Source organism: Bacillus sp. AFS098217, from assembly GCF_002551815.1.
Lineage (GTDB): Bacteria > Bacillota > Bacilli > Bacillales > Bacillaceae_G > Bacillus_A.
In genome coordinates, this window is sequence record NZ_NVPR01000032.1 from 93,431 (window position 1) to 106,317 (window position 12,887).

General features: G+C 36.2%; 13 protein-coding genes and 1 other annotated feature. Of the genes, 4 read left to right on the top strand and 9 right to left on the bottom strand.

All coding sequences use genetic code 11. The annotated features are described in order from the left end of the window. Window positions 1-49 precede the first annotated feature (49 nt). Window positions 50-406 carry a hypothetical protein gene (locus COO03_RS08600; protein ID WP_097896777.1) on the bottom strand — a complete coding sequence of 119 codons (357 nt, stop codon included), beginning with the start codon at window positions 404-406 and terminating at the stop codon, window positions 50-52. Window positions 407-550: 144 nt separating this feature from the next. Next, window positions 551-772, top strand: a binding site (T-box leader). Window positions 773-919: 147 nt separating this feature from the next. On the opposite strand from COO03_RS08600, the gene nhaC reads away from it, so the two are divergent. Then, window positions 920-2,293 carry a Na+/H+ antiporter NhaC gene (gene nhaC / locus COO03_RS08605; protein WP_097896778.1) on the top strand — a complete coding sequence of 458 codons (1,374 nt, stop codon included), beginning with the start codon at window positions 920-922 and terminating at the stop codon, window positions 2,291-2,293. A gap of 129 nt (window positions 2,294-2,422) precedes the next feature. On the opposite strand, the gene cpdB is transcribed toward nhaC, so the two are convergent. Then, complete coding sequence (cpdB, locus tag COO03_RS08610) at window positions 2,423-4,678, bottom strand: bifunctional 2',3'-cyclic-nucleotide 2'-phosphodiesterase/3'-nucleotidase (protein ID WP_097896779.1); 2,256 nt, start codon at window positions 4,676-4,678, stop codon at window positions 2,423-2,425. Between the two features lie 287 nt (window positions 4,679-4,965). Here cpdB and COO03_RS08615 point away from each other — a divergent pair, with 287 nt between their 5' ends. Beyond that, window positions 4,966-5,751 carry a GDSL-type esterase/lipase family protein gene (locus COO03_RS08615; protein ID WP_097896780.1) on the top strand — a complete coding sequence of 262 codons (786 nt, stop codon included), beginning with the start codon at window positions 4,966-4,968 and terminating at the stop codon, window positions 5,749-5,751. Between the two features lie 140 nt (window positions 5,752-5,891). After that, window positions 5,892-6,338, top strand: coding sequence for a MarR family winged helix-turn-helix transcriptional regulator (locus tag COO03_RS08620; protein ID WP_097896781.1), 447 nt, complete (start codon window positions 5,892-5,894; stop codon window positions 6,336-6,338). Between the two features lie 23 nt (window positions 6,339-6,361). Here COO03_RS08620 and COO03_RS26945 read toward each other — a convergent pair whose 3' ends face one another. The 7 genes from COO03_RS26945 to argC form a co-directional block, all read right to left on the bottom strand. Beyond that, window positions 6,362-6,535, bottom strand: a complete 174-nt coding sequence (locus COO03_RS26945; RefSeq protein ID WP_170958150.1) for a hypothetical protein — start codon at window positions 6,533-6,535, stop codon at window positions 6,362-6,364. A 59-nt stretch (window positions 6,536-6,594) separates the two neighbouring features. Further along, complete coding sequence (locus COO03_RS08625) at window positions 6,595-7,146, bottom strand: DUF2062 domain-containing protein (protein ID WP_097896782.1); 552 nt, start codon at window positions 7,144-7,146, stop codon at window positions 6,595-6,597. 152 nt (window positions 7,147-7,298) lie between these two features. Then, on the bottom strand, window positions 7,299-8,249 hold the full coding sequence (gene argF, locus COO03_RS08630) for an ornithine carbamoyltransferase (RefSeq protein WP_097896783.1): 951 nt from the start codon (window positions 8,247-8,249) through the stop codon (window positions 7,299-7,301). A gap of 12 nt (window positions 8,250-8,261) precedes the next feature. Next, complete coding sequence (locus COO03_RS08635) at window positions 8,262-9,422, bottom strand: acetylornithine transaminase (protein WP_097896784.1); 1,161 nt, start codon at window positions 9,420-9,422, stop codon at window positions 8,262-8,264. Further along, complete coding sequence (gene argB / locus COO03_RS08640) at window positions 9,419-10,186, bottom strand: acetylglutamate kinase (protein WP_097896785.1); 768 nt, start codon at window positions 10,184-10,186, stop codon at window positions 9,419-9,421. Before argB ends, COO03_RS08635 begins: the two co-directional genes overlap by 4 nt. Before the next feature lie 12 nt (window positions 10,187-10,198). Beyond that, window positions 10,199-11,422 (bottom strand): bifunctional glutamate N-acetyltransferase/amino-acid acetyltransferase ArgJ, encoded by a 1,224-nt coding sequence (gene argJ / locus COO03_RS08645; protein ID WP_097896786.1) that lies wholly within the window; start codon window positions 11,420-11,422, stop codon window positions 10,199-10,201. Window positions 11,423-11,435: 13 nt separating this feature from the next. Then, window positions 11,436-12,473 (bottom strand): N-acetyl-gamma-glutamyl-phosphate reductase, encoded by a 1,038-nt coding sequence (gene argC, locus COO03_RS08650; protein WP_097896787.1) that lies wholly within the window; start codon window positions 12,471-12,473, stop codon window positions 11,436-11,438. A 226-nt stretch (window positions 12,474-12,699) separates the two neighbouring features. Between argC and COO03_RS08655 the strand changes: the two genes are divergently transcribed. Continuing rightward, window positions 12,700-12,885 carry a YqzH family protein gene (locus COO03_RS08655; RefSeq protein ID WP_097896788.1) on the top strand — a complete coding sequence of 62 codons (186 nt, stop codon included), beginning with the start codon at window positions 12,700-12,702 and terminating at the stop codon, window positions 12,883-12,885. Window positions 12,886-12,887: the final 2 nt, after the last annotated feature.

A 12,887-nucleotide genomic window follows, 5' to 3' on the forward strand; every position in this document is an offset into this window, starting at 1 on the left:
AAATTATTTAGTTCTTAAAAAAGAACAACTTATCATAAGATAAGTTGTTCTACTCTCCATGTTGAATCTTTCCGATTTCCAAAATAATTTCCTCATCTTTCTTTCCTTCTGTATCAATTCCAAGTTGCTTTGCATGTTCTATTAACAATTCGTGACGCTTCTCAAACCTCGCTGTATTTAACTCTTTTTGAATCTCTTTCTCTGTTTTCCCTTCAAGAGAAACCCCTAATTTAGCCGCTGTTTTCTCCTTATTCTGTTCTTCCTTTACCTTTTCTAATTCCTTTGTTTCTGCTTTCTGCACATCTTTTTGTTTCGATTGATCTGGTGATGCTGCAAGTGCTGTATAAATCCCCGCGCTGCCACCAAGAATAAGTAAGGTTGTAAAAAGAAGTACTTTTTTCTTCATTCACTTCCCCCCTTTTTATTTTCATTATAACGCACAAATGAGGTAGTTAAAAAACATTCTCCCATTATTTTCTTTAAAAAAACAATAAATATATTTGTTGACATATGAGATAGATATGTGATAAAAATTTAACTAACATCATATGAATCGGCGATGATAGGATTTAGTAGTATTTCGTTTCCTGATTTCAGAGAGCTGGTGGTTGGTGCGAACCAGTACAGAACGAATTATGAATTACCCCCTGGAGCTTCTTTTACGAAACGTTTGGAGTAGTAAAAGACGGTTATGGACCGTTATTTCTACAGAGTGGTGAAATGAAACTGTTTCACAATTTAGGGTGGTACCGCGATTTTTTTCGTCCCTGCATGTATATGCAGGGGCGTTTTTTATTTTTATAATGTTAAACAATTACCGGTAATTTGTCAAAAAATTCTAAATTTTAAAAGGAAATATACAATATTGGCGAATTTTATATAAAAAAGAACTATTTTAGTTTATTAGGAGGGACAAACAATGGTTTCAAAAATTGAATCTATTCTTTTAACAGTGTTCATCTTTTTCTGTATCGGCTTTAGCGTTATTAAATTAGAAACATCACCACATATTCCTATTTTATTTGGCATTATTGTATTGTTGACCTTTGGATTTATTAAAAAAATCTCTTGGTCTGATATGGAAAAAGGAATGATAAGTAGTATTTCAGCTGGTATTCCATCTATTTTTATTTTCTTACTTGTTGGTGTATTAATTAGCGTCTGGATTGCAGCTGGGACTATTCCAACACTAATGGTATACGGCTTCCAACTTGTATCACCAAAAATTTTCGTTCCGACAGTCTTTGTTGTTTGTTCAATTGTTGGTACAAGTATTGGTAGTGCCTTTACAACAGCAGCAACAGTAGGGCTTGCTTTTATGGGAATGGGTACTGCTCTTGGATACGATCCAGCCCTTATTGCCGGGGCAATTATTTCCGGGGCTTTCTTTGGAGATAAAATGTCTCCTTTATCCGATACAACAAACTTAGCTCCAGCTGTAACAGGTGTAGATTTATTTGAACATATTCGAAACATGCTTTGGACAACGATTCCTGCTTTCATTATTGCCTTTATTGCTTTTTTCATTTTGGGAAGTGGATCTTCAGGAAATGTTGATTTCTCTACTTTTACAAATACATTAGAAAAGAATGCAACTATCTCAATTGTTACACTCACACCGATTCTATTACTGTTTTTATTCGCTTTCAAAAAGGCCCCAGCTGTTCCAACACTACTTGCTGGAATCGTAGCTGGCATTATCATCCTCTTTATTTTCAAGCCAAGTACTTCACTTGCCGATTTAATGAAAATTATGCAAGACGGCTATGTGTCTAATACAGGTGTAAAAGATATTGATAGTTTATTATCACGTGGTGGTTTACAGAGTATGATGATGTCAATTGCACTTATTTTCCTTGCTCTTTGTATGGGCGGATTACTACAAGGAATGGGTATTATCACACAGCTTATGAACATCATTTCTAATTTTGTTAAGACGAGTACACGTTTAATTATTTCTACTGCTTCAACAGCAATTGGTGTTAACTTCTTGCTTGGTGAACAATACCTATCCATCGTTTTAACAGGACAAGCATTTGCTAATAAGTACGATGAAGTTGGTTTAAAACGACGTAATTTATCACGAGTACTAGAAGATGCTGGTACAGTTATTAATCCGCTTGTACCATGGGGTGTAAGTGGCGTCTTCTTGGCAAACGTACTAAGCGTCCCAACAGTTGATTATGTTCCATACTCAATCTTCTGCTTAGCTTGTCCGGTCGTTACAATTATTGTTGGATTCACAGGATTCGGGCTTTCATGGAAGAAAGAACAATCTGTTACCGTTTCTTAATTGAACTACCCCTACCTTCACTTCGTTTAGAGGAAGGGGGCTTCTCGGTTAAAATGATAAAATTATAAAGAAAAAGAGGATTACCACCAGGAATCCTCTTTTTCTTTATTCTGCTCTTTACATGCCGTATTATCTATTTGCTTTTTTTCTTCTAAATAGCATGAACATACCTGCTCCCACAAATGCAAGTCCTGCTCCAATTGTAGAAAAGACGTTTGCTCCTGTTTTTGGCAAGTCACGATCTACTTTGTTTGTTTTTTGATCTTCACTTACTTTTGCTGGTTCTGTTTTATCTTTATTTCCTGTTTCACCAGTTGTCTCTGTTCCAGTTTGATTTCCATCTTGTTTTTGTTCATTTGAATTATTGCCTTCACCTGTCGTTGGTGGTGTTGAGCTATCCCCACCGTTCTCTTCACCTGTTGCTTGATCAGTATCATTCTTTTTCGTTAGATCAATAGCATATTTCGCAAACTCATTTTCAGATGGACCAACATAAGAGATTTTTCCGTCTTTCGGAATATACTTTTGTGCATTTGGTGAAGAATCAAATGTAGTATTTAATTTTTCAGCAGCAATTGATTTAAATGTCCAGTTTTGATCTGCTGTCGGATTAATAACAGGTGTTTCTTGCATATACTTCACAATAACTTGACGTGTTTCATCTTGAGATTGATATACCACTTCACCTTTACTTACACCAGGGAATGTTTGGCTACTACCACGATAGTTGTTTGTTGCAACAATAAATTCTTGATCATCAGTTATCGGTTTTCCATCGTACGTTACATTCACAATACGATTTGCATTTTGATTTACTACTTTTCCATCTTTATCATATTTTGCTGGCTGTGTAACATCAATTTCATATTTCACACCATCTAAAATATCAAAGTTATATGTAGGATAGTTTATATTCACTAATGGCTGTTCTTCTGATTTAGCTGGATCAATTTGATTAAACTGGCCTGCAGACATTTCAAGCCATTCTTTTACTTGTGCACCATTTACTTTTACAGCATATAAAGTATTCGGATATACATATAAATCAGCAACGTTTTTAATCGCTAAAGTTCCTGCTGGAATATCCGTATAATAAGTTGCACCATTTCGTCCACCTGCTTTAAACGGTGCTCCTGCAGATAATACTGGGATTCCCTTATATTTGCTGTACTCTCCATTTTCGGCAAATAGCTTTTCTACATACCATTTTTGTGCATTTGTCACAAGTTGTACAGATGGATCATCTTGTACAAGTGAAAAATAACTATTAATCGGTGCTGTTGTTGTACCAACAGGTGTATTTACATATTTAATTGTCGCTTCATGATCATCTTTGATTTCATCAACTAATCTTTGATCAGACTCTACTAATGCATTTCCTTTACTATCAGCAATCGCACGAACTGTTGGAACCGATTTATCTTTTTGCACTTCCCACTTGCCGTCTACTTTTTTCAATTGCATATCAATAATACCTAAGTTACTACCGAAAACCCCTGGCATTACAACTGGAACACCATTAAACGTATCTGTTACTACAGTATGCGAATGTCCCATCAATACTGCATCAACACCTGGAACTTCTGTTAAATAAAACGATGCATTTTCCATCCCGATATTGTAACCGCTTTTATCAACACCAGAGTGTGCTAATGCAACAATAATATCCGCACCCTCTGCTTTCATTTTCGGAACCATTTTCTTAGCCGTTTGGACAATATCCTTCGCTTTTACTTTTCCTTCTAAATTCGCTTTATCCCACCCCATAACTTGTGGTGGTACAAAACCCATTACACCAATTTTCACCTTTTGTTTTTGACCAGCTTCATCTTCTACTTCTTTTTCCAAAATATGATATGGTTTAAAATAATTTTCATCATTCTCTTCATTATTATCATGATCGTCTTTGTAGACGTTCGAGTTAATAACTGGGAACTCTGTTTTGCTAATTGCCTTATTTAAGTAGTCTAAACCATAGTTAAATTCATGGTTTCCAAGAGAGATGACGTCATACTTCATTAAGTTCATTAAACGATATAGTGGATGTACGTAGTTTCCATCCAAGCCTTTTTGCGCCACATAATCCCCAAGCGGCGTTCCTTGTATCGCATCCCCATCATCAAATAGCACAGAGTTCTTCGATTCTTCACGTGCTTTGTTAACAAGAGTAGCAGTTTGAACAAGACCGACTTTATTATCTTTTTTCGTTTGATAATAGTCATAGTTCATTAAGTTAACATGAATATCTGATGTTTCTAGAATTCGTAAGTTAACTGTACTCTCCTCTGCTTGTCCTTCTGCATAGGCAGCTGTTGGCAATACTTGCGGAGCCATAACGCCTAATGCCAGAGTTGCTCCTGCTAACACTTTCTTTGACTTTTTCACAAAAAATCCCCCTTATAAAATTGTCCCTAATAAAATAAGTTCTCATCAAACTCTAATAAGGTATTCTCTATATTATTACTCTCTTCTTTCTCCACATTAGAGCGATACATCGTCACTTATCTGACATTATCATATCGAACATACTTTCATAACGTCAATATTTTTTGACATCCTTCTACAAATTTTCTGTAAAGTTATTGTAAACTTTTCATAAAGATATAATATGCCCTTCCATTGCTTATACTGCTGAATATGATACAATTACCAATTACAAGGAGGATAAATTTATGAAAAAAGTCATCTTAACTATTGTATGTCTCCTCCTTCTGATCATTTCTTATTCATCTTTTGAAAAGAACGATGAGACAAAACAAAAAGAAAGCGGAGAAAAAACAGCAAAAACAGCTACTGCTCATTGGATTGATAATCAAACAAATGATTCTTTTTATCATCTTGTGCTAGGCGATTCACTCGCAAAAGGATACGGTTCTACACAAGGGGGATATGCTGAGTTAGCATCAAAGCAAATAGAAGAACAAATTCATAAACCCATTAAAGTAGAAAATCTCGGTGTAAATGGCTTAACAACAGATCGGCTCGTTGAAAAGATTCAATCAGAAGAAGTACAACAAAAAATTAAAGAGGCAAATTTAATTACTATTAATATAGGAGGAAATAATTTATTTCGCTTAAACCGTAATGTAGGGGTTGTAGATGGAATTAAAATGTTAAATAAAGAAAAAACTCATTTTGAAACAGATGTAAAAAACATTGTATCAACAATTCGAACTCTCAATCCAAATGCCTTACTTATTCTATCTGAGCTTTATAATCCTTTACAACTTGATGATTCAATCGCTTCCTATGCAGATATGTTTTTAGATGGCTGGAATGACTCAATTTATTCTATTTCCAAAGCAAATCCTCCATCTATTGTTTTGCCCATTCGGAAGTTAATATCCAATGATAAAAAAGAATTACTGTATGATCAAGTACATCCAAACGATAAAGGCTATGCGATTATTGCTAATGCATTTACAGAGCAAGTATTATCCTATAAAGTGAAACTTTAATCAGTGGGTGCTTTATCTCCTACTAATTATTAACCCTCATCAATCGGTGTTTTACGCGATAAATATGAAGGCTAAGCTAAACAATTCTATTTTTATACAATACTTTTTTTGTTACAATGATAATGGAAGGGGGCCTTTATATGGAATCACGCGAGTGGGAACGTATTGTTGATCATCTTCTTTCGTTAGTGCCTCTTTTTTATCGCAAATTTATGCTTCCTGGAGAGTTTTCTTCTCAAAGGCACATGCCACCATCGCATACACAGGTGTTACTGCTATTGCATGAACGTGGCATATTAGCAGTGTCAGAAATCGGAAAGCGGTTAGCGATTTCAAGGCCCAACATGACACCTCTATTAAATAAATTGATTCAAGAAGAACTTATAGAGCGTCATTATAGCGAAAAAGATCGACGGGTCATTTTAATTTCTCTTACAGCTGAAGGGAAGTTGCTAGTAGGGCAATATCAGCAATTCATTTTAAACAAACTTAAAGAAAATTTTCAAACATTATCATTTGAAGAGCGCGAACAACTCATCCACTCTCTTCAAACGATTCAAAATTTAATTTTGAAAACAAATGTGTAAAGCTGCTTCAAAAAGAAGCAGCTTTACGATTCATAATAGTTTCCATAGTATACATTTGAATACGGCCATGTTGTTAAGTATGGTTTTCGCTCCTGAGAAGGCTGCGCTTGCTGGTATGCTTCAAACTGTTGCCTTGCATACGGAACATGATAATAATTCACATATGGATATACTTGAGGTACATAGTAATAATACATTCATTCTCTCCTCCTTCTTTCTTAAGCATATTCAAGGCAGAAAATGAATGTGACATTCTTTATATTTGTACGAGTGGTTCTCTCACACGTTTTTTTCTTTTTTTCAAACGTAACTTACGGTTCTTTTCATATAAATAATATACGACAAAATAAGATATTACCCCAAACACAGCTCCTAAAATCGTCATTCCAATTAATACATATACTTCACTCTGTAATAAACTCTTTAACATAGTAAAAATATTGCTCGAGAACAGATCGGATATCGTATACGGTTTATGATGAATGATCTTTACTTCAAACGGATATAAAAATTTTCCTAATGCATATCCAACCGGAAACAAAAATACCGGAAGAAATGATATCTTTCCAATAAGATTGCCAATAACTGCTGCTGGAAAAGACCCTTTCGCTAAGCGTACAATTGGATAAAACATAAGATACACGAGCGATGCCGTATAAATGACTAACATTTCCAGCCCAAATCCAATTGCAAATCCCAATGACACTTTCCTCGCTCCTTCTGGTGAACGGAGCAAGTTATAATAATAAAATTTCAGTACTCTCCAGATTCGCTGAAAAAACGAATATGTTTTTTTATTTGTGTGCACAATTATCATCTCTTTAATCGTATTTTCTCTTCCTAGTATGCTCTTACCTATTACTAGAAAACAAACTTATTCATCTTTTCCTTATTATAAAGGATATAAAGGTGATTCACCAAGTATACATCAGACATTTCATCACAAAAAAACCTCCCCCATTAGGAAGGTTTTTTGATATTTTGGAACAAACTTACTAATAACGCTTTTTGAGCATGTAATCGATTGTGAGCCTGCTCAAAAACAACAGAATGAGAGCCATCTATAATTTCACCCGTCACTTCTTCTTCACGGTGGGCAGGTAAGCAATGCAAGAAACGATACGTTGTCTTAGCATGCTGAACGAGATTCTCGTTTACTTGAAACGGTTGAAATAATGCGTACTTCTCTTCTGCTCCTTCTTGGCCCATACTCATCCAAACATCAGTATAAATAAAGTCTGCCTCTTTCACTGCCAGCTCAGGATCATGCAAAATTTCAATCTTTGCACCCGTCTCATTTGCAATTTCTAACGCATTTTTTATAATTTGCTCATTCGGTTCATAGCCTGGTGGAGTCGCCACTGTCATATTCATACCGACTTTTGCACTCGCTAGCAGTAAAGAATGACATACATTATTTCCATCCCCTATATACGCGAGTTTAACCCCTTTAAATGTATGAACTTCTTCATAAATTGTCATCAAATCTGCTAATGCCTGACACGGATGATGATCATCTGTTAGTCCATTGATAACAGGAATACTCGCTTCTTTCGCAAGCTCTTCTACATCCGCATGCGAGAATGTACGTATCATAATTCCATCAATATAATGAGATAATACTTTTGCTGTATCTGAAACACTTTCTCCTCTTCCAAGTTGCATTTCTTTTCCATTTAAGAACATTCCATGCCCACCGAGTTGTACCATCCCCGCTTCAAAAGAAACACGTGTACGAGTTGAATGTTTATCAAAAATTAATCCTAATATTTTTCCTTCTAATAGCGGTTCATGCTTACCCTTTTTTAAATATATCGCAAATTCAATCAATGAAAGGATTTCTTCCTGCGTCAGTTCTTCTAATGTTAAAAGATCTTTCGTTTGTAATTTTGGCACTTGTACAGTTGACATAAAATTTCCTCCTTATACACTCGATAATTTTTTTGTACAAATCACTTTTTTTATCATACATACTGCTTGCTCTAGTTCTTCATTCGTTACAATAAGCGGTGGTAAAAGCCGCACAACATTTGGCCCTGCTTGTAATACAAGAAGTCCCTCTTTTTCTAACTGTTCTATAAAAGGTGTAACATCACCCTTACAAGAGATTCCTATCATAAGTCCTCTCCCGCGAATATCATGAATCCATTCAACATCCAATAATTCTTGTTTTAATTTTCGGAGTACATACTCTCCCTTTTCTTTTACTTCTTGTAAAAATGAAGACTGTTTTATCATTTGTAGCACTTCTTTTGCCGCAGTCATCGCAATGTAATTTCCACCAAATGTTGAACCATGTGTCCCCGCTGTAAAAGAAGGGAGAAGTTTTTTCTTACCAATCATCGCCCCAACTGGAATACCATTTCCAAGCGCTTTTGCCACTGTCACGATATCTGGAGATATTCCGGTCTGTTCATAAGCAAACAATGTTCCCGTCCTCCCTATTCCTGTTTGCACCTCATCGATTACGTAAAGAGCACCATACTCTTTACATAGCTGCTCAATTTCTTGTAAAAAGGAAAGATCAGCTGGTAATACTCCGCCTTCTCCTTGGATGATTTCCACCATAACTGCAGCGACCTCTTCACTCATTGCCGCTCTGAGTGCTTCTATGTCATTAAAAGGAGTATGTAAAAAGGATGGAAGAAGCGGTCCAAATCCTTTTTTCACTTTCTCTTGTCCTGTTGCGCTCATCGTACCAAATGTTCTACCGTGGAAGGATTGCTGAAATGTTAAAACAAGCGACTTTCCAGTATACTTACGTGCAAGCTTCAAAGCCGCCTCATTCGCTTCAGCTCCGCTATTACAGAAAAACACATAATCTAATTCACTCCCCTCTGTTAGGAGTGCTGCTACCTCTTCTTGAATTGAATGAGGAAAGAGATTTGATATATGCCACATTTCCCCTAGTTGCTTTGCTACTTTTTCTACAAGTACAGGATGACAATGCCCTAAATTGCATACTGCAATGCCGGAAGTAAAATCTAAATATTGCTTACCGCTACTATCTATAACTTTTGTTCCACTTCCCTTTACAATCTCGATTCCTCGTCTTCCGTATGTCGGAAAAATATGACTTTTCATACAATGATCACTCCTTTTGTTACCGTGGTTCCAATCCACTCTCCCGTTACTCCAGCAAAATTCTTTGTACCATTCACAATGCTGGCATTCTGCACCCCCATCCTTAATGATGTGAGTGCCGCTTGTACTTTCGGAATCATTCCACCTGTAATCACACCTGTTTCTATCAAATGAAGAATCTCCATTTCATTCGTTTTCATTAACAACTCTTCTTCACACATTACCCCATCTACATCTGTTATAAAGATGAGTTCTTTTGCTCCAAGTGCAGCTGCAATTCCAGCTGCAGCAGTATCTGCATTTATGTTATAAACATGTTCCCCCTGTATCCCAATCGGAGCGATAACCGGAATATAATTCAAATCTAACAATCCTTTTAGTAATGACGTTTCTACACGACTAACTTCTCCAACGTATCCAATATCCGTATTAAGTGGCTGAACTTGAAGTAAATTCCCATCACACCCAGAAATTCCAATTGCATGTAAGCCATGATTATGAAAATTCATCACTAATTTCTTATTTGTACTCCCGCATAAAACCATCTGAACAACATCCATAACTTCTTTTGGCGTTACACGTAGTCCATGTTTCTTTTCTATCGGAATATGAAACTCCTTTAACTTTTCATCAATATCTGGGCCGCCGCCATGAACGACAACAACTTGGTAGTTTTTCTTCAGTTGCTCTATGCATGTAAAAAACACACTGTCTAAACGCTCTAACATACTCCCGCCACATTTTACTACGATATACTCACTCATCTCTTTCGCTCCTTATGTACGATAACAGGCATTTATCTTCACATAGTCATAACTTAAGTCACAACCCCAAGCAGTTCCTTTCTCGGCCCCGAGATGTACATTCACATCGATTATAATTTCAGGCTGCTTTAACTTTTGCTTCATTTCCTCTGCAGAAAACGTTTTTGGCTCACTGCTTTGTAACACAACGATAGATTGAACAGCAATATCAACAGTATGGGGCGCAATTGTCACTTCACTTTGACCAATCGCACTAATAATGCGGCCCCAGTTTGGATCTTCACCATACATTGCTGTTTTCACAAGACTTGAACCAATAATTTGCTTGGCAATCTTATTTCCCTCTTCAATAGTGCGAGCGCCGTGCACGTTTACTTCTACTAATTTCGTAGCGCCTTCACCATCTTTTGCAATTTGTTTTGCTAAATCTTCACATACCTTTTGCAAAGCGATGATAAACTTTTCCCATTCTGCATGATTTGCGTTAATAGCAGTCGTTTCTGATAATCCACTTGCCATCACAACGACCATATCATTTGTAGACGTATCTCCATCCACTGTAATTTGGTTGAATGTATGATTCGTAACCTGTGATAATGCTCTTTGCAATGCTTCTTGCTCTATATTTACGTCAGTTGTAATAAAACTAAGCATCGTTGCCATGTTAGGATGAATCATTCCAGATCCTTTGGCAGCTCCTGCGATGGTCACTTCTTTCCCTTCAATCATTAGCTGATAGCACGATTGTTTTGTCATAAGATCCGTTGTTAATATCGCTTTATAAAAAGAGTCTGCTTTCTCTTTTTCTTTTGTTGGTACAAGAGATGGGATTCCAGCTCGAATCACCTCCATCGGCAAAGGTACTCCAATGACACCTGTTGAAGCAACCGCTATATGATGCTCTTTTATAGAAAATTGCTTTGCTGCTAACGCTCGTATTTCATACGCATCCTGTAATCCTTTCGTTCCTGTACAAGCATTTGCATTTCCACTATTTACGACTATTGCTTGTAACCTCCCTTCCACTGCGATACTTTCTTTTGTCACTTGTACTGGCGCAGCTTGAAATTGATTTGTTGTATACACAGCCCCGCAATTAGCTGGAACTTCACAAACAATCGCTCCCATATCTTTTTTTCCTTTTTTCAATCCTACCTCAGTCCCAATTGCCGTAAAACCTTTCGGCGATACAATTGAGCCGCTCTCTACTTTTATAATAAAATCTGTTTTAATCATCCTTCTCTCCCCCTTATGGATACAGTGGTATATACTCTAATCCGGTTGTTTCTTCTAATCCTGCTAATAGATTTGCATTTTGGATTGCTTGCCCTGCTGCTCCCTTCATCATATTGTCAATAACAGCAACCACTATAATTCTTCTCGTTCGCTCATCATAAGATGTTCCAATATCACAATAATTTGAGCCCCTTACTTCTTTTGGACTTGGAAATTCCCCTTTAGAACGAACCCGAACAAAAGGAGAGTCTTCATATTCTTTTTCATATAAATGCTGAAGCTGTGTCACCGGAACATTTCGCTTTACTTTCGCATAGAGAGTAACCATAATTCCTCTCGATACTGGTATTAAATGTGTACTGAATGTAATTGGTTTTGTCCGCTCATTCCACTCAGTTAACATTTGTTCAATCTCTGGAATATGCTGATGTTCATTTACTTTATAAATATGAAAATTATCATATAGCTCTGGAAAATGAGTCATTGTTGTCGGTGTTTTCCCCGCTCCTGATACACCAGATTTTGCATCAATAATCAACGAATCTTCCTCAATCATTCCATTTCGCATTAATGGTGCTGCCGCTAGCAATGCTGCTGTGGCAAAACACCCTGGATTGGCAATCAATTGAGCATTTTGAATCGCCGCCCTTTTCCATTCACTTAATCCATATACTGCTTTTTGAAGAGTTTCCTCATTTGCGGCAGGCTTTTTATACCACATTTCATATGTAGCAGGATTCAACATACGAAAATCACCAGATAAATCAATCACTTTTAAACCAGCTGCTAGAAGCTGAGGCGTCAGCTCTGCCGAAACCCCTGCTGGTGTCGCTAAAAATACAATATCCGCTTCTTTCCCTATTACATCCACATCAATCTCTTGCAATGTATGAACAAGAAAATTTCGCAAATGTGGATACGCATTTGTTATGTGTTCTCCTACTCGTGAAAAAGAGTGAAGGGATGTGATTGAAAAGTATGGATGTTGATGTAACAACCTAATTAATTCAATTCCTCCATAACCTGTGGCTCCAATAATCGCGACTTTCATATGTTCCTCCTTATATCGATTCTGTAAATTAAGTATGATTATAATATTGTATATTTATAAAGTCAATTAAATATTTATTAATTTCAAAAAGTTAAAAATCCTTAATTTTACTAGAAAAATAATATAATAACATGATTATTTATACAAGAATAATGTATGCTAGCATTTTCTCTATCCTTCAAGTACAATAAAAACAATACATTTATACATGTGAGCGAGGAAAAACATGAATAAAAAACTAATTGAGAAGATGATGATAAAAAGTTTTAGGCAATACCAATGTACACCTGTTTCAAAAGAGGATCAGGAAGTTTTAATTCAAAGTATCCAAACAATGATTGGTTCAGACCCTGATGTTGATGTGTATGAGACAATTGAAGATATCGTTTATGAATATGTTACAGGTAAATAAAA